At 55.4% G+C, this 20884-nt stretch carries 16 protein-coding genes and 3 pseudogenes; 13 read left to right on the top strand and 6 right to left on the bottom strand.

The window, feature by feature from the left end; all coding sequences use genetic code 11:
• The first annotated feature begins 116 nt into the window (after positions 1–116).
• Genes MMW58_RS09570 through MMW58_RS09590 form a run of 5 tightly spaced genes read left to right on the top strand, consistent with a single transcriptional unit; the run spans position 117 to position 5294 of the window.
• Positions 117–1739 (top strand): ABC transporter substrate-binding protein, encoded by a 1623-nt coding sequence (locus MMW58_RS09570; RefSeq protein ID WP_133599022.1) that lies wholly within the window; start codon positions 117–119, stop codon positions 1737–1739.
• Positions 1736–2773, top strand: a complete 1038-nt coding sequence (locus MMW58_RS09575) for an ABC transporter permease (RefSeq protein WP_041146414.1) — start codon at positions 1736–1738, stop codon at positions 2771–2773. Before MMW58_RS09570 ends, MMW58_RS09575 begins: the two co-directional genes overlap by 4 nt.
• Positions 2770–3675, top strand: coding sequence for an ABC transporter permease (locus MMW58_RS09580; RefSeq protein WP_241723187.1), 906 nt, complete (start codon positions 2770–2772; stop codon positions 3673–3675). Before MMW58_RS09575 ends, MMW58_RS09580 begins: the two co-directional genes overlap by 4 nt.
• Positions 3647–4510 (top strand): ABC transporter ATP-binding protein, encoded by an 864-nt coding sequence (locus MMW58_RS09585; RefSeq protein WP_045856425.1) that lies wholly within the window; start codon positions 3647–3649, stop codon positions 4508–4510. Before MMW58_RS09580 ends, MMW58_RS09585 begins: the two co-directional genes overlap by 29 nt.
• A gap of 10 nt (positions 4511–4520) precedes the next feature.
• Positions 4521–5294, top strand: coding sequence for an ABC transporter ATP-binding protein (locus tag MMW58_RS09590; protein ID WP_241723189.1), 774 nt, complete (start codon positions 4521–4523; stop codon positions 5292–5294).
• A 38-nt stretch (positions 5295–5332) separates the two neighbouring features.
• On the opposite strand, the gene yegS is transcribed toward MMW58_RS09590, so the two are convergent.
• A complete protein-coding gene (gene yegS / locus MMW58_RS09595; RefSeq protein WP_133599014.1) occupies positions 5333–6226 on the bottom strand; it encodes a lipid kinase YegS in 894 nt (297 codons plus the stop codon).
• Between the two features lie 232 nt (positions 6227–6458).
• On the opposite strand from yegS, the gene MMW58_RS09600 reads away from it, so the two are divergent.
• Entirely contained in the window at positions 6459–6854 is a 396-nt protein-coding gene (locus MMW58_RS09600) for a protease inhibitor I42 family protein (protein ID WP_241723190.1), read from the top strand.
• Positions 6855–7088: 234 nt separating this feature from the next.
• Positions 7089–7829: a carbonic anhydrase gene (locus MMW58_RS09605; protein ID WP_133599011.1), complete on the top strand. Its 741-nt coding sequence runs from the start codon at positions 7089–7091 to the stop codon at positions 7827–7829.
• A gap of 119 nt (positions 7830–7948) precedes the next feature.
• Here MMW58_RS09605 and MMW58_RS09610 read toward each other — a convergent pair whose 3' ends face one another.
• Positions 7949–10195 (bottom strand): TonB-dependent receptor domain-containing protein, encoded by a 2247-nt coding sequence (locus MMW58_RS09610; RefSeq protein WP_241723192.1) that lies wholly within the window; start codon positions 10193–10195, stop codon positions 7949–7951.
• 228 nt (positions 10196–10423) lie between these two features.
• On the opposite strand from MMW58_RS09610, the pseudogene MMW58_RS09615 reads away from it, so the two are divergent.
• The 6 genes and pseudogenes from MMW58_RS09615 to MMW58_RS09640 all read left to right on the top strand — a co-directional run.
• Positions 10424–11022: pseudogene (locus MMW58_RS09615) on the top strand (replication endonuclease); the annotation flags it as partial.
• A 408-nt stretch (positions 11023–11430) separates the two neighbouring features.
• Positions 11431–13038, top strand: coding sequence for a protein kinase domain-containing protein (locus MMW58_RS09620; protein ID WP_241723193.1), 1608 nt, complete (start codon positions 11431–11433; stop codon positions 13036–13038).
• A 188-nt stretch (positions 13039–13226) separates the two neighbouring features.
• Positions 13227–13358 (top strand): annotated as a pseudogene (locus MMW58_RS09625) (hypothetical protein); the annotation flags it as partial.
• Between the two features lie 123 nt (positions 13359–13481).
• On the top strand, positions 13482–13961 hold the full coding sequence (locus tag MMW58_RS09630; RefSeq protein ID WP_241723195.1) for a phage tail protein: 480 nt from the start codon (positions 13482–13484) through the stop codon (positions 13959–13961).
• Positions 13961–15061, top strand: a pseudogene (locus tag MMW58_RS09635) (phage late control D family protein). The gene MMW58_RS09630 and the pseudogene MMW58_RS09635 overlap by 1 nt, the downstream one beginning before the upstream one ends.
• An 84-nt stretch (positions 15062–15145) precedes the next feature.
• The gene (locus tag MMW58_RS09640) at positions 15146–15367 is read left to right on the top strand and encodes a DNA-binding transcriptional regulator (RefSeq protein WP_241723196.1); all 222 of its coding nucleotides are present in this window, start codon (positions 15146–15148) and stop codon (positions 15365–15367) included.
• 265 nt (positions 15368–15632) lie between these two features.
• On the opposite strand, the gene trhP is transcribed toward MMW58_RS09640, so the two are convergent.
• The 4 genes from trhP to mdtD form a co-directional block, all read right to left on the bottom strand.
• Entirely contained in the window at positions 15633–16994 is a 1362-nt protein-coding gene (gene trhP, locus MMW58_RS09645; RefSeq protein WP_133598999.1) for a prephenate-dependent tRNA uridine(34) hydroxylase TrhP, read from the bottom strand.
• Between the two features lie 265 nt (positions 16995–17259).
• Positions 17260–17982 carry an envelope stress response regulator BaeR gene (gene baeR / locus MMW58_RS09650; RefSeq protein WP_045855766.1) on the bottom strand — a complete coding sequence of 241 codons (723 nt, stop codon included), beginning with the start codon at positions 17980–17982 and terminating at the stop codon, positions 17260–17262.
• Positions 17979–19472: an envelope stress sensor histidine kinase BaeS gene (gene baeS / locus MMW58_RS09655; RefSeq protein WP_133598998.1), complete on the bottom strand. Its 1494-nt coding sequence runs from the start codon at positions 19470–19472 to the stop codon at positions 17979–17981. Before baeS ends, baeR begins: the two co-directional genes overlap by 4 nt.
• Positions 19469–20884, bottom strand: a complete 1416-nt coding sequence (gene mdtD, locus MMW58_RS09660) for an MFS transporter (protein ID WP_241723198.1) — start codon at positions 20882–20884, stop codon at positions 19469–19471. Before mdtD ends, baeS begins: the two co-directional genes overlap by 4 nt.

Below are 20884 nucleotides of genomic sequence, written 5' to 3' on the forward strand. Positions count from 1 at the left end.
CCGCATGCCGAAGGCATAGCGGATATGGCCGAACGGATAACCATTATAAAACAGGCCCTGAGTCAGCCGCTGCGGCGCCAATGATGACGGGCGTGTACCCTACAGGCGAAAGATAGATGAAGAGATCCTCCTTACTGGGAGCGTGCCTGCTCGCGCTCGCCGTGACGCTGGGGAGCGGGGCGAGCTACGCCAAAACGCCGCCCGACCAGCTGATCGTCGGTATGAATATGAATAACCTGCTGACACTCGACCCGGCGGCCATGACCGGCAACGAGGTGGTGGGGGTGGTGGTCAATCTTTACGATTCACTGGTTGAACTGGACCCCGAGCAGCTCACCAACGTGCGCCCGGCGCTGGCTAAATCCTGGGAGATAAGCCCGGACGGCGCGACGCTGACCTTCCATCTGCACGACAACGTGACGTTTCACTCCGGCAATCCGCTGACCGCGGCCGACGTGGTGTGGTCGATGCGGCGGATCCTGCACCTTAACCTCGCCCAGGCCTCGGTGTGGAAATCCTACGGCTTCAGCAAAAGCAATATCGATAGGCAGGTGACGGCGCTGGACGACGTGACGGTGCAAATCACCCTGCCGAAGGCCAACGATCCGCAGCTGGTGCTCTACTCCCTCGGCGCGCTTGGCAACCTTGGCGTGATCGACAGCAAAACGGTGCAAAGCCACGCGCAGGATAACGACTGGGGCAACCGCTGGCTGACCACCCACGAAGCCGGGTCGGGGCCGTTTATGCTGGAAACCTGGCAGGCGAAGGAGGTGCTGCGCATGCAGCGCAACCCGAACTACTGGCGCGGGGAGGCGAAGATGAGCCGGGTGGTGTTGCGCCATTTTCAGGAGTCGCAAACGCTGCGCCTGATGATTGAGAAGGGCGATCTCGACATCGCTAACAATATGGCGGTATCGGATATCAACGCCCTGCGCAGCAACCCGCAGCTGAGCGTCGATGCGGTGCAGCGCGGAACGATGTACTACGTGGCGATGAGCATGAAGGAAGCGCACTTCGCCAACCCCAGGGTACGCGAGGCGCTGCGCTACCTGATTGACTATCAGGGGATTAACCGGGCGCTGATGCCGGGCTACGGCGTGCTGCACCAGCGGCCGATCAAAGCCGGCATGCCCTCGACGCTGCCGGACCCGGGCTACCGGCTGGATATTGCGCGGGCGAAAAAGCTGCTGGCGGAGGCGGGCTATCCCGACGGTTTCACTACCACGCTGCGGGTGCTCTCCGACCAGCCGTTCCTCAATATCGCCATCGCCGTGCAGTCCACGCTGATGCAGGCGGGTATTAATGCCAAAATTATTACCGGTACCGGCAACCAGATCTACGGGGCGATGCGCGAGCGTCAGTTCGACCTGCTGGTGGGCCGCGGCGGCAGCGGGATGGAGCCGCATCCGCACTCCAGCCTGCGGGCGCTGGTCTATAACCCGGATAACAGCGACGCCGCGCGGCTGACCAACTTCCAGGGCTGGCGGACCGGTTTCTACGACCCGCAGCTCAACGCGATGATCGACGGCGCGCTGCTCGAACGCGACCCGCAGAAGCAGGTTGCCGACTACCGGGCGATTCAGGCCCGCTACGACCAGCTGATCCCGGCCCTGATCCCGCTTTCACAGATGGTTGATTCGGTGGTGGTCCGCCGGGAGGTGCACGACTATCGGCCGCATCCGTCCGCCACCACCTTTTTACGCGAAGTCTATAAAGTCAGCGAAGGAGAGAAAGGATGAGTACACGCCTTTTCGCGCCCGGCTCCCGCGCCCGGCGTTTGGCTAAACGGCTGCTGCAGGTGGCGATCACGCTGTTCGGCCTGCTGCTGCTCACCTTCACCATCGGACGGGTGATGCCCATCGATCCGGTGCTGGCGATTGTTGGCCCGGATGCCGACCACGGCACCTATCAGCAGGTGTACCACCAGCTGGGGTTTGACCAGTCGCTGGTCACCCAGTTTGCCATCTATTTCGTCAACCTGCTGCACGGGGATCTGGGCAACGCCCTGCTGACCGGGAAACCGGTGATGGACGATATTATTCGCGTCTTCCCGGCGACCATGGAGCTGGCGACGATGGCGATTATCGTTGGCGCCGGGCTCGGTATTCCGCTGGGCGTGCTGGCCGCGGCGCGGCGTAACAGCCTCAGCGACTACGTGGTGCGTATTATTAGCCTCGCCGGCTACTCGACGCCGATCTTCTGGGTCGGGATGATCGGGCTGCTGGTGTTCTACGCCTGGCTCGGCTGGGTGGGCGGCGCCGGGCGGGTGGATCTCGGCCTCGACGGGATCGTGCCGCGGCGCACCGGCCTGATGACCGTTGACGCGCTGCTGGCGGGGAATGGCCGGGTATTCTGGAACGCCATCAATCACCTGATTTTACCCGCTTCGCTGCTCGGCTTTCACTCGCTGGCCTACATCAGCCGCATGACCCGCAGCTTTATGCTGGCCCAGCTGTCGCAGGAGTTCATTATCACCGCCAGGGTGAAGGGGCTCACCGAGCGGCAGGTTATCTGGCATCACGCCTTTCGCAACATACTGGTGCAGCTGCTGACGGTCGTGGCGCTGGCCTACGGCGCGCTGCTGGAAGGGGCGGTGCTGATCGAGACGGTCTTCTCGTGGCCCGGCTTCGGCTCCTACCTCACCGGCAGCCTGCTGCTCGGGGATATGAACGCGGTGATGGGCTGCGTGCTGCTGGTGGGGGTTATCTTCGTGATGCTCAATCTGCTTTCCGACATGCTGTACCAATTCTTTGACCCGAGGACCAAATCATGACGGTTTCGCTGGATACCCCGCTGCGAGGCGGAACGAACGAGGGCCGCCAGCGGATAGTTCGCGGGCTGAGGCGCGGCGCCGGGTTTATCGACAGGATGGCGCGCAATCCCCTCACCGCGATCGGCGGCGGGATTATCGGCCTGCTGCTGGTGGTGGCGATTTTTGCGCCGCAAATTGCTCCCTATCACCCGCTGGTGCAGGACCTCAACAACGCGCTGGCGGCGCCCAATGCGCAGCACTGGTTCGGCACCGACGAGTTTGGCCGCGATATCTTTAGCCGGCTGGTCTACGGTTCGCGCATCACGCTCTATATCGTGCTGCTGGTGTCGGTGACCGTCGGGCCGCTGGGGCTGCTGCTGGGAGTGAGCGCCGGCTACTTTGGCGGCAGGGTGGATATGGTGCTGATGCGCGTCACCGATATCTTTATCTCCTTCCCGAGCCTGGTGCTGGCGCTGGCCTTTGTGGCAGCGCTGGGCCCCGGCCTTGAGCACGTGGTGATTGCGATTACGCTTACCGCCTGGCCGCCGATTGCGCGTCTGGCCCGCGCGGAGACGCTCTCCCTGCGGCAGGCCGATTTTATCTCGGCGGTGCGTTTACAGGGCGCTTCTGCGACCCGCGTGCTGTGGCGGCACATTGTGCCGCTGTGCCTGCCGTCGGTGATCATCCGCATCACCATGAATATGGCGGGAATTATTCTGACCGCCGCCGGGCTGGGGTTTCTCGGCCTCGGCGCCCAGCCGCCGGACCCGGAGTGGGGGGCGATGATCTCCAGCGGTCGCACCTACATGATGGAGTGCTGGTGGGTAGTAACGATCCCGGGGCTGGCGATCCTGATCAACAGTCTGGCATTCAACTTCTTAGGAGATGGCCTACGTGACATCCTCGATCCTCGTAGCGAATAGCGCACCGCTGCTCGACGTGCGCGACCTGTGCGTCGACTTTGTTAACGGCGGCGCGGTCACCCATGCGGTGCGCGGCGTCTCCTTCCAGCTGGGGCGGGAGAAGCTGGCGATTGTCGGCGAGTCCGGCTCGGGCAAATCCACCGTCGGGCGGGCGCTGCTGCAGCTGCATCCGAAAAAGGCGCGGGTTAGCGCCAGCCGGATGCAGTTCGCCGACCTTGATTTACAGCAGCTTAGCGAGGCGCAGATGCGCGCCGTGCGTGGCAAGCGCATCTCCATGATTATGCAGGACCCGAAATACTCGCTCAATCCGGTGGTGTGCGTCGGCGATCAGGTGGCTGAAGCCTGGCTCACCCACCATCCCGGACGCAAAAACGAGGCCAGAAGCAAAGCCCTGGAGATGCTGGAGGTGGTGCGCATCCGCGACCCGCAGCGCGTCTATCGGCTCTATCCGCATGAAATTTCCGGCGGCCAGGGGCAGCGCATCATGATCGCCATGATGCTGATCGTCGACCCGGAGCTGGTGATTGCCGATGAGCCCACCTCGGCGCTGGACGTCTCGGTGCGTCTGCAGGTCCTCGGCCTGCTCGACGATCTGGTGCAGTCGCGCGGGCTGGGGCTGATATTTATCAGCCACGATATCAATCTGGTGCGCAGCTTCTGCGATCGGGTGCTGGTGATGTACGCCGGGCGGGTAGTGGAGTCCATTGCCGCCAAAGACCTTGATAACGCCCGCCACCCCTACACGCAGGGGCTGATTAACTCCCTGCCGGATATGCAGCGTCGCCGCCCGGTGCTGCCGGTTCTACAGCGCCAGGCCAGCTGGCTGACGGAATAAGGAGAGCCTGATGATTGACGTACAAAACCTCAACCTCGCCTTTGGCGAGGGCAGCAAGCGTAGCCTGGTCCTGCATGACGTGAATTTTCACGTCCGTCCCGGCGAGATCTACGGCCTGGTGGGGGAGTCCGGTTCCGGCAAAACCACGGTGCTGAAGTGCCTGGCCGGGCTGTTCACCCACTGGCAGGGGGCGCTGGCGATCGACGGCCGCGCGCTGGAGCATAAAATCAGCCGCCGGCGCTGTCGCCAGGTGCAAATGGTCTTTCAGGATCCCTACGGCTCGCTGCATCCGCGGCATACCGTGGGCGATATTCTTGAGGAGCCGCTGCAGATCCACGGTATCGGCGATCGCGATCGGCGGGTCAATACGCTGCTGGACAGGGTGGGGCTAAATCGCGCCTTTCGCGACCGCTATCCGCACCAGCTTTCCGGCGGCCAGCGCCAGCGGGTGGCGATCGCCCGGGCGCTGATCCTCGAACCCCAGGTGCTGCTGCTGGATGAGCCCACCTCGGCGCTGGATGTTTCGGTGCAGGCCGAGATCCTCAACCTGCTGGCGGAGCTGCAGCGGGAGGCGAAGCTCACCTATTTAATGGTCACCCACGACCTTGGGGTCATCGCCCATCTCTGTCATAAGGTGGCGGTGATGCAGCACGGGCAGATCCTCGAAACCCTGACGGTGGATGCGTTGGTCAACGGCGAAGCGCAGGCGGCCTATACGCAAATGCTGGTCAATGCCAGCCGGCAGTATACCCGGGAGATGGCGCGGGAGGTGGCCGCGTACTGAATGACGCCCGGCGGCCTATCGCCGCCGAGCGCCGGGGATTATTTCAGCAGCGCGCAGTCCGGCGGCAGCCGGCAGCGCAGGGCGCCGGGCAGAATTTCCATGCGGAAGGTTTTGCCGCTCAGCGGCTCGCCGTCGAGGTTAAAGGTCATCTCGTGGGCGGCGGTAATTTCAAACCACGACGACACGCCGTCCACCAGGTTAGGGGAGTTGTCGGGATTGGCCAGCGTGCTGAACAGCGCCGGCAGCAGCTCCTGGCCGGTAAAGATGCGCAGATGCAGCAGCCCGTCGTTGATTAACGCCTGCGGGCACAGCTGCTGGCCGCCGCCGGCCTGACGTCCGTTGCCGATGCCGATCACCAGCGCGTCCCCTTGCCAGGAGAAGTTCTCCCCGCGGATTTCACAGCGGTCGGGCTTGAGGGTATCCATGCGCATCAGGCCGTGGATCAGGTAGGAGACGCCGCCCAGCGCGGCCTTAAGTTTTTCCGGCGTTTCGGTGGTGATCCGGGTGCCGAAGCCGCCGGTGGCCATATTGATAAAGCCGGTTTTATCGTTGACCCGCGCGACGTCAATCGCCATATCGCGCCCGACGATCGCCAGCTTGAGGGCGCTGGCAAGATCCTGCGGGATGCCGACGCTGGTGGCGAAGTCGTTGGCGGTGCCGAGGGGGATGATCCCCAGCGCCGCTTTGCTGCCACGCTGCACCAGCGCGGTGGCGACTTCATTGATGGTGCCGTCGCCGCCGCCGGCAATCACCGTGCCGACGTTAAGCCGTTCGGCCTCATCGACGAAGCGCTCGGCGTCGCCTTTTTCCCAGGTGACGCGGACGTGGATATCGACGCCTTCGTCGCGTAACAGCGTTATCGCTTCGCGCAGCTGCGGCTCATTAGCGCCTTTGCCATTCAGGATCAGTAAGCTGGACGGAAACACGGGCATAGTTATGGCTTCCTTTTTGTACAAGATGCAGGAAGTGTACCGTATGAAGCGCAGGATGGATATTTTGTCAATTATCGGCCCTGACGGCACGGATATCGGGTTATCGATAACCGCGTCCCCCTTTTTCTGCAATGGTAGCTCAACCAGCGCGGTATTCGTCCTGTGATAGATTGCACGGGAGTGGCAGAATTGCGCGGGTAAATTTGACCATTGATAGAGTAAGGAAAAGAGGATGTCCCGTAACACATTCACCTACGTAACGAACACCTGCATGGCGTTATTTTTCCTGGTTTTCTCCTTCCAGGCGCTCTCCGCGCCGGTGACGGAGAAGAGTATATCCGGCGGGGAGCAGTTTACCGTTACGCTGCAGGACATCCCGGGCACCGGCTACAAGTGGATGCTACGTTCCTTACCCGCACAGGTCATGCTGGTCGCCGAGAATTATCGCCAGCCCGCCAGCTGCGGTAAGCGAGCTACGGGCTGCCCGGTGGAAAGAACCTTTACTTTTAAAGGCGTCCAGCAGGGGAGCGGAAATATTAACTTCGTCTATGGTCGCCCCTGGCTGAATATCACGGAGAAAGCGACTACCGTACGGGTCAGCGTCAGGTCAAATGCTCCTGGCCGATAATCTGGCATGAGGCAATGGCTTCTCACCTTATTTGCGCACGGTTTTTAAACTGTGCGATTTATGTTAATTATCTTTTTAAAAGGCTTATTTATATTAACAACTCGTCCCTGCGAACGTCATTTTTTAAACAAAGGGCAAAAAAATATCTCTATATATCCTGTGGTTTTAGTTTGGTTGTTCTTTACCAGGAGATTATCTGCGTAATTTGCATAACCCGGTCCATAGAGAGATATTATGAAACAGAATCAACAAGCTGAACCTTCACGTCGTACCATTCTGAAGCAGACGTTAGCGCTTTCCGCGCTGTCCATCACCGGGCTGGCAGCCTTATCGGTACCGACGATCTCTTTTGCCGCGTCTCTGAGCAAAGAGGAACGCGACGGTATGACGCCGGATGCGGTGATTGAACATTTTAAACAGGGTAATCTGCGTTTCCGGGAAAACCGCCCGCTTAAGCACGATTATCTGCAGCAAAAGCGCAGCAGCCTGGCGGGGCAGTTCCCGGCGGCGGTGATCCTCAGCTGTATCGACTCGCGCGCGCCGGCGGAAATTATTCTCGATGCGGGGATCGGTGAAACCTTTAACTCTCGGGTCGCGGGTAATATCAGCAACCGCGACATGTTAGGCAGCATGGAGTTTGCCTGCGCCGTCGCCGGTGCGAAGCTGGTGCTGGTAATGGGGCATACCCGCTGCGGCGCCGTCCGCGGGGCCATCGATAATGCTGAATTAGGTAATCTGACCGGCTTGCTGGATGAAATTAAACCGGCCGTCGCCAAAACCGAGTACAGCGGCGAACGTACTGGCAGTAATTATGACTTCGTTGATGCCGTGGCGCGGAAAAACGTCGAGCTGACAATCGAAAATATTCGAAAAAACAGTCCGGTGCTGAGAAAGCTGGAAGAACAAGGGAAAATCAAAATGGTTGGCAGCATGTATCATCTTGCTGGCGGTAAGGTCGACTTCTTCGAGGTATGAGCCGGGTAACAAAGCCAGCGTGCATGCAACCTGAAGATAAATATTCATAGCGCATAATCGACAGAGAAGAGGGCGTAAAAATCGCCCTCTCCCCAGATAGCGCCTCTGCCGGGGGACGATCAGAAGCGAAGGTCAACGCCGAGCATCACCGTTCTGCCGGGATCTGGCATGCTGATAACCGCTCCGGGCTGGATATCATAGCGATCTGTGACATTATTAACGGCGGCAAAAAAGGTCGCATTTTTATTTAAAACATACTCTCCATACAAATCAATTTGGTACCCGGAAGGAATTTCGATAACCGGGTTGGCTGCTGTCCCCTCAAGCCAACCCGCAGGGTTGGTTTTCGCCGAGTGATATCGGTATCTGATGCCGGCATCGACGGTTTCATTGAGGAATTTTTTCCCCAGATTTACAGAGATATTTTGTTTGGCGGGAATTCTGGTGGGCGTTAATCCCCAGGCGAAGCCCATGTTATTACAGTTGCTGGTGTTATATTTTTGCGCATAGTAGTTTGAGCACACCGCTGTTTTGCTATACAGCGTGGCGGAAATGGCAGAGTAGAACAGTTCGCTGTTGTATTTAAGCGAAAAGTCAAAGCCGGATAAATCGAGTTTATCATAATTCATAAACGTGAAGTTATCCTGCCATGCCGGCATTCCCGCGGTTTTATCCTTTATTCCAGGAGAGATAAAGTTATTGGTCCTGTTGTTAAACCAGGAGAGGGAGAGGTCAAGCGTATCCTCTGTGGAGAGCAAAGCGGGGCGATGTATCTTAACCCCCACTTCTTTTTGCAGGGAGACTTCCGGCGCAATAGGATCTGCCGGGTTATAGCTGAATATCTCATTTGATACCGTGGTTTCATACAGGCTCGGCATTCTGTAGTTTCTGGCTGCTTTCACAAACAGGGTTGTGCCTGGGGTCAGCGCATAGCTTATTTCGGAACTCAGGTCCGCTTTCGCCTGATATTTTACGCTTTGATTGGTCTGAAAATCGTTGGCCTCAGAATTATGATAGTTAATCCCCAGATTGACCTGAAGCGGGCCACTCTCAATCATTCCGTTGACGAAAAGGGCATTTTCCCTTCTCTCACCGTGGCGCGAGGTGGGGTAGGCGGTAAAGCGGGTCAGACCGTCAGATTTCGGCGCCAGCTTCTCTTTTTGCGTTGACGAGCCGTAGCGGAGCGTGAGCATATTTAACTGGCTTTCATTGACAATGGCGATCCCGTTTTTATTGTTGCTATAGGCATGGAGATACTGTTGCGCATTGGTCCCCAGTGCCCACAGGCCGTTATACTGTTTTAAGTTTGTATCGGTTAGCCAGTAGTTAAGATTTAAGTTAATCAGCCTGTTGTCAACGGGGGTATAGGTATATCCGGCGCTGTAGGCATTCACAATTGCGCTGCCGGGTTTCCATTGCGGCATGGACTCCACGCCCGCGGGCAGGGGCTCGAAATCAATGTCGTTGGCGTTTTTATACCAGTAGGCAGCCAGCGTTTCACCGGCCTGCTGACGATGGTTGCGGTAGGCAAGGTTGAAGTGATGATTGTCATTCGCGTTGAGCGCCAGCTTATAAATAAATGACTCGCTTTCAAAGTAGGTGTTTACGACCTCTTCATTTTTAAATACCACCGGATCCTTGAATTTTTTAAAGCCATTTTTCCCGGAAAAATAGTTCCCGGTGGATCTTTTACTATAGGCAACTACGGTGTCAACGCTATCGTCTCTGAAGCCAAAGGCCAGCGTGGCGGAGCCGTTTCGGAAATCATACCCGCGGGGCTTGTCCGTCAGCTGATAATAGCTCTGCTCCGCGTAATCATCGGGGATATCAGGCTTTTTATTGTTATTGAACGTTCTTAGCTTAAGAAGTAAGCCGTAGTTATTGCCGGGGTTGATAATATCCTCGGTGGTGAGGGTTTTTATATTTATTACCCCACCGATGGCGCCGGATGAAAAGGCATTGTTATTCTGTGAGGCCCCTTTGCTGATGGTGATATTACTGATTAAATCAGGATCGATGTACGTTCTGTCGCTGGTTCCCTGATAGCCTCTTGAGGTGTGGGTCGACTGCAGCGAGCCGTCAATAAACACGGGGACGCGGCCTTCACCCTGCAGTCCCCTGATTCCGGGATCGATCGAACCCGCCTCGTTTCGCATATTATTTGACTGGATATAGGTTTCAGAGGAAAAAATATCTGCATTGGCAATACCTCTGAATCTGTTTAAATCAGATCCGGAGAGGGTATTTTCAGCGCCCCCCGTAGATGAAACAACCATAATTTCTTCATTGTCATTTTTTCCCTCCGCCAGCGTCGGGCCGGTAAAAACCGACGTCGACAAGGTGAGAATTAAGGCGCGTTTTCCCATAAAATTTCCTTATTTTTTAAAAAGATATCGAAAATCAAACAATGTTAGTGATGAAAAACCAGTAGATGGTTAATTACCGGTTTAAAACGCTAAAAAAATAAAGAGTGGCAGTTTATCCCTCCGTTGAATCAGATGCAAATGGTTATCATTATCATTTAATTGAGGTGATTATAATTATCTGTCTAATGAATCGGGGAGAAACGGCCTGGGCTATCGGGCCGGCGCGCCTACGCACTCGATTATCAGGTCGATCACGATACCGGCAAGCCTCTCACCGATACAGCCGCAGCTGTAACAGCTTGGGCGTCAACGTGGCGCATCCCGCAATTCAAATCTATTGGCCTGCCGACGATGGGCGCATATCGCGAGCTGCGCAAACTGCCTCGTGGGGGAGCATTGCTGATGAATTCGATGAGCGTGTCGAGGCGGCAAGGGCCGCAGCTGATGAAGGTGAATTTAACCTGTATATCGCAGCGCAGGGTGGGGCGAATGTTCCACGTGATAGCCAGACCGTCCGTGTGGCTCGTAACGTGACTGACGAGGTCAACGCCTAAGAAGAGGATATAGAGAGAGTTGTGGGCATCTACGCACCGCACTTGGTTTCTGAGCTGGTACATGTCACCTGGACAGCCGAATGGCGCATCGTTCCAAAGCTTTTGGCCGTTGAGCCTTTGACTTTAAAAAGCGGCACTGCCGCGCCTCGGAGTCCTGTCAATAACTGTGGAAAGCTTACTGAAAGCAAGGCTCAAGTCATGAAGCCTACATCCTTTGAGTATGCAGATATGATGCTAAATCCAGTTGATGACAGTATTTATTTGTTTGAGTGATATAGGAGTTATGAAAAGGCTCAGAGTTGAGTTAAAAGATAATACAGTGTAGCAATATGGGTAACAAAGGCTCGGGAGACCTATGGAGTCTAAGAAAAATTCTTTGAAGGCGACTCACAGAATTTTAATAATCACTAATTAGTTATATTCGTAATGCCCTCATGAAGCATAACCTTGAATAAAATAAATGAAAACTAATAGTTTCTCTTTGAGATAATGTAGGGGCTCACAACTGAAATTTGCATGATTGCGATTCGTGATTAATGTTGTTTTTAATGATTACCGTGTTAACTTATTTCTTGCGTGTTTTTCTATAACTCTCTGTTTGCTCATGGATATTTTGTGTTGTATATTTGAATTGAGACTGTTCTCTATTTATCATATTTTTAATAATTGATGGATTTTTCAATGACTACACAAAGTTTACCGAAACAACTAAAAGCAGTTGGTTTTATAGATACGAATGTTGGCCGTTTTGATTACAAAGGGGTAATTGGTGAAGGTGGAAATAGTAATGTTTTTCTCTATTCTCATTTAAATCACGAATTTGCGATTAAATTTTTAAAGCAAGACAGTGAAGGTAGTAAAATAACAAGATTCAAAGATGAGTTTTTTTGCGTTGCACAAATGCCTACTCATAAAAATGTGGTCAAATATTATCACCTAGACAAAATTAAAGTCGCTGAAATCGATTATTATGTCATTATTATGAAGCGTTATGCAAGGAGTGTGAAAAAAGATTATGCAAATCAAGAGTCAGTTGAAAAGTACAATGACTCAATGCGTAAATTTTTTACGGCCCTTTATAATGGGATTAGGCACATTCATCATCATGAGATCATTCATAGAGACCTTAAGCCAGAGAATGTGTTTGTTGATGAGATTAATGATACATATGTTATTGGTGATTTCGGCATATCCAAATTTGACGATGATGTCTATGCACGGTTTTCAAAAACACAAGATGGCGAAAGGTTGGCAAACTTCAAATTCTCAGCACCTGAGCAATCGTCAAATACTTATGAAGTAACAAAATCTAGTGATATTTACTCTTTCGGACAATTGCTGCAGTACTTTGGTACAGGAGATGTTAGTAAAGGACTCGGTCGAGCATCTTTACTATTTCGAAATGAGTCAGAGTTCTTAACTATTCTGGATAAAGTTATTAACAAATGTATAATGCATAACCCTAGTGATCGATTTTCAAGTATGGAGGACATTAAAATATTCTTTGAAACTGAATCCGAATCATTTAAAAATCAAGAAAAATTGCGTGAGCAATCGAAAAGAGATTCAGATCGTTGGCTTTTTTTACATGACCTAGATGATGCTATAGTCCAGAGCATACCTAATATAAATAGAGTAGCTAAAATTTCAACCGAGAAAGATATAAGCCTGTTCTTATCGAATGTTGACGCTCTTATCATGGATGAAGAAAGAAAAGATCATCTTTGGATGATAGGTTCTACTGGTGGTGATCTTAATTATCATGGATCAATTCTTAAAAGCGGTCGTCTCTACAACGTCATGTACGGTGTTTTTGCACATCAAATTACTATTGATGAAATTTATGCCTATAATGACAGAAATTATCCGTATAAAAATTTCTTTATAGTTTTAACTCACGGGATGCCACAATTTGAATATTCTGATATAAATGATCTTTCTAAGTATAAAACTCGAGGAAATATAAGTTCTAAGGTAGATTACGCCATAGAGTGGCGTGGGTATTACCTCGATCCAGACGACGTTAGGAACCAGTATGTTAGAATTGAAGGAGAAACGTACTCAGTAAATCGTGATGAGTTTAAAGATACATACCGATTTATCAAAAGAGATGCTTTTTTAGTCGTCCCAACTGGTACGCCATCATCACATATGAATGACCGCTCGGTGGCAACAGATTTGATTGAAGCGAGTGTGATAAATTCTAGTGGTTTGACAATTACTGATGTCGATTCTTATCTAAATAGAATTAGAGGCTATTATGAATCGTGGATTCGTAACGCACTATAATCAAATTCCTTAAAAGTTTAAATTTAAACCGGTACCGTGCGTCCGGTTTTTTTATTGAATTTTACCGTGACGCTACAATTTTCGGGAATGCATGCATAAACGCATGATTTTGCATGCGTTCGGTTTGCCTTATCTGAAAGAATGCTTTCATAGCTGCTGGGGTCCAAGTGTGATCATACTGCTGCATCAAATCCTCATTACGCAAACTGGTTCAAACTGCGACCGGCTACGTGCTCAAACTTGATAAGTGGATCCTGCGAAATAAAGAGCTCGCGCAGACGCTGGGGGTGATTACCGCCGCGGCGCTTGGCGTGGTGGGCAGGGGAGTGGCAGCGGTACACAGCTCGATCGCCAGCTACAGGATGCGCTCGAAAAATTTGAGCGTGAAAAACGCGCCCGCCAGCGTGCCAGCATGAACCACGACGGATAGGAGGTGACGAAAAATGATGCTCGCACTCGGTATGTTTGTTTTTATGCGCCAGACATTGCCACACCAGACGATGCAACGTGACGCCGAATATCGGTGGCCGTCAAACTCTCGCGTCGGTAAGTGGGATTCTTTCCAGTATCTGGGGCCGGGGGATGAAAAAATTACCCTGGCCGGTATGTTGTACCCGGAGCTCACTGGAGGAAAGTTGACGATGACGGCCATTCGTTTAATGGCTGACGAGGGGCGCGCCTGGCCGTTACTGGATGGCACCGGCACTATTTACGGTATGTACGTCATCAATAATATCAGCGAGACGGGAAGCCTGTTTTTTGCTGACGGAACGGCGAGAAAAATTGATTTTACGCTGACGCTCACCCGCGTGGATGAATCTCTCGCTGCGCTGTATGGTGATATTGGTGAACAGACCAAATCACTGATTGGCAAGGCGGGTAATATGGCCTTGTCAGTGGCTGGCATGGTGGGGATTAGCTGATGCTCGACAGCAAAGATATTACCGGCAACATCAGTAACCGGTTGATGAGCCTGACCATGACAGACAATCGCGGATTCGAAGCTGACCAGCTCGACATCGAGCTTGATGATGCTGACGGGCTGGTAGAGCTGCCATTACGCGGTGCCCTATTGACGCTTTACCTCGGGTGGAAAGGCTTTGCGTTGATAGGTAAGGGAAGTTTTACCGTCGATGAGGTTGAACATCATGGCGCACCGGACACGGTGACAATCTGCACCCGTAGCGCCGATTTTCGGGGGACGCTTAACTCACGTCGGGAAGAGTCCTGGCATGATAAGACGCTCGGTGAAATCGTGGCAGCGATAGCGACACGTAACAAACTGGCATCGAGCGTTATACCGGAGCTGGCCGGAATAAAAATTCCGCATATCGACCAGTCACAGGAATCGGACGCCAAATTTTTGACACGCCTCGCCGAGAGAAACGACGGTGAGGTTTCGGTAAAAGCGGGAAAGTTGCTATTCCTCAAAGCCGGTCGTGGGATTACAGCCAGCGGAAAAGCCATTCCGCAGGTCACGATCACCCGCGGCGATGGCGACCGCCATCAGTTTTCCGTTGCTGACCGTGGGGCATATACCGGCGTTACGGCAAAATGGTTGCACACCAAAGACCCGAAACCACAAAAGCAAAAGGTTGCGTTAAAACGTAAACCCAAAGAGCAGCATTTACGCGCGCTACAGCACCCCAAAGCCAAACCGGTAACGAAGAAAAAAACGGTGAAGACGCCGGAAGCCAGGGAGGGGGAATACATGGTCGGCGAGGATGACAACGTGTTTGTCCTTACGACAATTTTTTCAACCAAAGCGCAGGCCATGCGAGCCGCCTAGGCCTAATGGGACAAACTGCAACGTGGGGTGGCTGAGTTTTCTATCAGGCTGGCTTTTGGCCGTGCTGATTTGTTTCCAGAAACGCCGGTAGTGGTTAAAGGCTTTAAGCGCGTTTTAGACGAGCAGATGTGGATAATCAGCCGGGTGGTGCATAACCTTACCGGGAATGGATTCACGACGGGCTTAGAGCTTGAGGTTAAGCTTTCGGATGTGGAGTATGAAAGCCAGGATTAACTCACTGGTAGTTATTTAACTGTTTGTTATATAGGTGTGTTTTTATTAATGTTGGCGTATTGGAAATTATCTGAGGTGTTTGCTATGTTCCACTGTCCAAAATGCCACTATGCAGCTCATGCTCGTACCAGCCGTTATTTTTCTGACACGACTAAAGAGCGCTACCATCAGTGTACGAACATCAATTGCAGTTGTACGTTTGTCACCACTGAGACGGTCGAACGTTTTATCGTGTCACCAGGTGAAGTCGTGCCACCGCCACCGCACCCGACAACGTCAGGCCAGCAGCAAATTCATTGGATGTGACCAACAAGAAAGCCCCGCAAAGCGGGGCTTTTTGTATCGATGTGGTCAATGTGTGGACATTGAAAGAAATGATTCCATTTGTTTCATTAGATTAAAAAAAATAAGCCCGCGTAAGGGAGATTACGCAGGCTAAGGAGGTGGTTCCTGGTACAGCTAGCATTTATGGGTTATGTTTTTCAGCGAAATGGATAATAACGACTTTAAGCGGAACGGTATGTGATCCGTTTCTAATATCCGTGCATCCTGAAAAAATAACCCTGATAAACTAGCTGCCGTGCGGGTTTCTGGTGCTCTGGCCGGCGAAGTTGCGCATCAGCAGGGCGTACTGCAGCACCATATCTTCCGGTACCGGCAGCCAGACCGTGTAGCCATCGCCGGGGGCGACCGGCATCACTTCGCCTTTGGCATTTTCCATATGCTCGAGGGTGAAGTTGACGTTGCCCTGCGGCGTCATCAGCTCAAGGCTGTCGCCGAGGGTGAATTTGTTCTTCACCGCCACCGCCGCCAGCTGGCCGTTACGTTCACCGGTAAACTCCCCGACAAACTGCTGGCGCTCTGACAGAGAGTAGCCGTACTCGTAGTTCTGATAATCATCATGGGTATGGCGGCGCAGGAAGCCTTCGGTATAGCCGCGGTGGGCCAGCCCTTCGAGGGTTTCCAGCAGGCTTTCGTCGAACGGTTTGCCGGCGGCAGCGTCGTCGATCGCTTTGCGGTAGACCTGCGCGGTGCGGGCGCAGTAGTAGAAGGACTTGGTGCGGCCTTCGATTTTCAGCGAATGCACGCCCATATTGCTCAGGCGCTCAACGTGAGCGATGGCGCGCAGATCCTTCGAGTTCATGATGTAGGTGCCGTGCTCGTCTTCGAAGGCGGTCATATATTCGCCCGGACGCTTGGCTTCTTCAATCATAAATACCCGATCGGTCGGCTCACCAATCCCAAGAGTGGGCTCAACGTTCTGTACCGGGATCGGCTCATGCTTGTGGACGATATTGCCGACGTCGTCCTGCTTGCCTTCCTGGACGTTATATTCCCAGCGGCAGGCGTTGGTGCAGGTCCCCTGGTTCGGATCGCGTTTGTTGATATAGCCGGAGAGCAGGCAGCGGCCGGAGTAGGCCATGCACAGCGCGCCGTGAACGAAAATCTCGAGCTCCATCTCCGGCACCTGGCTGCGAATTTCGGCAATCTCTTCCAGCGACAGCTCGCGCGAGAGAATGACCCGGCTGAGCCCCATCTGCTGCCAGAATTTTACCGTTGCCCAGTTGACGGCGTTGGCCTGGACCGAGAGGTGGATCTGCATCTCGGGGAAGTTTTCCCGTACCAGCATGATTAAGCCCGGATCGGACATGATCAGCGCATCCGGCCCCATTTCCACTACCGGCTGCAGATCGCGAATGAAGGTCTTCAGCTTGGCGTTATGCGGCGCGATATTCACCACCACGTAGAACTTTTTCCCTAGCGCATGGGCTTCGTTGATGCCGAGCTGCAGGTTTTCGTGGTTGAATTCGTTGTTGCGCACGCGCAGAGAGTAGCGCGGCTGGCCAGCATAAACGGCATCTGCGCCGTAGGCGAAAGCGTAACGCATATTTTTCAGCGTTCCCGCCGGGGAAAGGAGTTCCGGTTTAAACATGATTTTCTCGTTCTGATGACAGGTCAGATTCGCCGCAGCTGGTGGGCGAGTTGGGGAGTGTCCCCACATTAAGGGCGGGCATTGTAGCGCCGTGGGGCAGGCAGGTAAACCCTTTCCCGCCGCCTGCGCCGGGTCAATGGCAGCAAATGCTCCTGCTGTGCGGACTCGTCGGCGCTATATGGGCGATAGCGCCGGAGGCGTTTTTCACAAAAAAATCACCCGCCAGCAGGCGGGTAATAGCGCGGGCAGAACGGCATCCGGCGGCCTATGCCAGCCGGCAGGCGTCCGCCTCCCAGCGGTAGCCGACGCCGTAGACGGCGCGGATAAACGACTGCTCGGCGTCCAGCGACTCCAGCTTGCGGCGCAGGTTTTTAATATGGCTGTCGATGGTGCGGTCGGTGACCACGCGATAATCATCGTAGAGATGGTTCAGCAGCTGCTCGCGCGAGAACACTTTTCCCGGCTCCTGGGAGAGCGTTTTCAGCAGGCGAAACTCGGCGGGGGTGAGATCCAGCAGCTTGTCGCGCCACGAGGCCTGAAAACGTCCTTCATCGACGATCAGCGGGCTGTCGGCATCCAGCGCCTGCAGCTCCGGGCGTGGCCGGCAGCGGCGGAGGATGGTTTTCACCCGCGCCACGACTTCGCGCGGGCTGTAGGGCTTGCAGATATAGTCGTCGGCGCCGATCTCCAGCCCCAGCAGGCGGTCGATCTCCTCAATTTTGGCCGTCACCATCACCACCGGAACGTCGGAGAAACGGCGAATTTCGCGGCACAGCGTCAGGCCGTCGGTGCCCGGCAGCATCAGATCCAGCAGGATCAGGTGCGGCGGCGTCTGGCGAACGTAGGGCAGCACCCGATCGCCGTGGTTAATCAGCGTCGGCGCGTAGCCTGCGGCAAGCAGATAGTCGATCAGCAGCTGGCCGAGCTTGGGTTCATCTTCCACGATAAGAATACGCGGAGTGTTTTCATCAACAGGTAATTCAGTCATACGTCTCTCGGTAAATCGCGTTCCAGAGGTAACTCTACTTTAATGCTAACCCCGCCAAAAGGCGAATGGCCGGCCCGTAAGGTGCCGCCGTGGGCGGCGACGATATTCACGCAGATAGCCAGCCCGAGGCCGGAGCCGCCGCTGGCGCGATTGCGCGAGCCTTCCGCGCGGTAGAAGCGTTCGCAGAGGCGCTCCAGCTGGGCGTCGCTGACGCCAGGGGCGCTATCGGCGAAGTCGACGATCAGCATCCGGCCGCTTTGCGCGGCGCTAATCAGCAGCTTGCCGCCGCTGTCGGTGTAGCGAAGGCTGTTTTCCAGCAGGTTGTTGAAAAGCTGCATCAGGCGATCGCCGTCGCCGAAAATCATCGCGCTTTCCGGCAGCGATACGCCGATCTCCAGCCCGCGGCTGGCGAAGCGTTCGCGGAAGGCTCCCGCGGCGACTTCCAGCAGGGTGATGATATCCACGGAGGTTTTCTGATAGGCCAGCGCGCCCTCGTCCGACATCGACAGCTGGTGCAGATCGTCAACCAGCTTGGTCAGGGTGGCGACCTCCGCCTGCAGGGAAGGGATGGAGTCCGGGGTGAATTTGCGCACTCCGTCCTGAATGGCCTCCAGCTCGCCGCGCAGAACCGCCAGCGGCGTGCGCAGCTCGTGGGAAATGTCCGCCATCAGGTCGCGGCGCATCTGCTGGTTGCGCTCAAGGGTGCTGGCGAGCTGGTTAAAATCCTGCGCCAGGCGGCCAAGCTCGTCGCCGCCGCTGGCGGTGACCCGGGTGGAGAAATCCCCCGCGGCGAGGCGATGGGTGCCCTCAACCAACCGCTTGACCGGCGCCAGCAGGCCGCGCGCCAGCGGGAAGGTGGCCAGCGCCGCGAGGATGGTCGCCAGGGCCACAATCAGCCAGCTGGTGCGCTTCTGCTGACGATCGAAGTTGATATCGGTATTGCGGGTTAAGCGCTCCACCGGCGAGGCGATGACCGCCCCCACCGCGGCGCCGTCAACGAGGATCTCGCGGCGGGTACCGTCTTCAGGCACCGGCTCGCGCGGGCCGACCAGCACGCGGCCATTCTGATCCACCACCCAGAACATCGTCCGCCAGCCGTGCGGAGGCATATCCGGCCCGGGACCGCGCGGCCCGTTGTCCGGCGGCGGGCCGCGATCCGGGCCTGGTCCGCGCTCTCCGTCAGGCCCGGGTCCCTGGCCGTGGCCGGCGGGGGAGCGGTCGTCGTTGTCGCGCTCAAAGGTGCGCAGCAGCTGGAAAATAAAGCGGTCGTTGTTGCGCAGGAACTTCCAGCTGCCGTGCTGGGCGTACTGCTCGCTGAGGGCGTCGCCGAGCATCGTCAGCCGCTGCTCGTTGCCGCGCTTAATGTAGTCGATAAATCCGCGCTCAAAGCTGATACGCACCGCCCAGTGCATGCTGATCAGCAGCACGATACAGGTGGCGAAGATGGCGAGAAACAGTTTGCCGGTAATGCCGGGACGCCAAAACTTCACGGTTCACTCCTTTTGCGGCGGGCGATGACGGTATTGCCTTCGATGTCATCCGGCACGCGGGAAAAAATAAGCGCCGGCAGCGCAATAATGACCGCCATGCTCAGATAGGTGTAGAGAAAGACCTGATGCGCGGTCGCCGCATCGGCGCTGAGGTGCTGCTGGCCGAACATCCCCAGCAGCATGCCGGCGATGGTTACGCCAATGCTCATCGACAGCTGCATCACCATCGACAGCATGCTGTTGCCGCTGCTGGCCAGCGGGTCCGGCAAGTCCTTCAGGGTCAGGGTATTCATTGACGAGAAGCGGCTGGAGTTGATCATGCCTTGTAAAAACAGCACCACCGGCAGCAGCCAGTACCAGCCCGCCAGCGCGACGGCCATAAACAGCAGGCTGACCAGCGCGAGGCCGACGGTGGCGACGATCAGCACCCGGCGGTAGCCAAAGCGGTTCACCACCTGTACCACGATGCGCTTCATGCCCATGCTGCCGAGCACCATCGGGATCATCATCAGGCCGGCGTGGAACGGGGTGAAGCCGAGGCCAATCTGCAGGAATACCGGGGTCATAAACGGCAGCATGCCGCTGCCGATGCGCCCGGCAAAGCTGCCGCCGAGCCCGAGGGAGAAGGTGCGGTTGCGGAACAGGTCGAGGCTGAACAGCGCCCCGTCGTTGCCCCGCGCGTGCCACAGATAGAGCCCGATGGAGGCGATGCCGATGGCCACCAGCGCCGCCAGCAGCAGCGGAGAGATGCCGAGGCCCTTTTTGCCGTCAAGGGCGAGGGTCAGCGTCGCCATGGCGGCGGCCAGCAGGATAAAACCGAGCATGTCAAAGCGCCGCGTCTGCAGGGTGTAGTTCGGCATCAGCGAGAGCGTGGCGATAGCGCCGATAATGCCGACCGGAATATTGATTAAAAAAATCCAGTGCCAGGAGGCATATTCCACCAGCACGCCGCCGAGCGCCGGACCCAGCAGCGGCCCGACCTGGCCGGGGAGGGTGACGAAGGTCATCGCCGCCATATACTGCGAGCGGGGGACGATTTTCATCACCGTCAGACGGCCTACCGGCACCATCATGGCGCCGCCGATGCCCTGCAGCACCCGGGCCAGCACCAGCTGGTCGAGGGTATTGGCCTGGGCGCAAAACAGCGATCCGAGAGTGAAGAGGATAATGGCGCTGAAAAAGATATTGCGCACCCCCACCCGGTCCGCCAGCCAGCCGCTGGCGGGCAGCATAATCGCCACCGTCAGCACGTAGGAGACGATAACCATATGCATATGCAGCGGGCTCTCCCCGAGGCTTTTGGCCATCGAGGGGAGGGCGGTATTCACGATGGTGGTATCCAGCGACTGCATAAAGAAGCCGAATGCCACTATCCATAGCTGCCAGCGCACGCTGGACGGGAGGTCGGTCAT

This window comes from Klebsiella sp. HC6 (genome assembly GCF_022605325.1).
Classification (GTDB): domain Bacteria; phylum Pseudomonadota; class Gammaproteobacteria; order Enterobacterales; family Enterobacteriaceae; genus Klebsiella; species Klebsiella terrigena.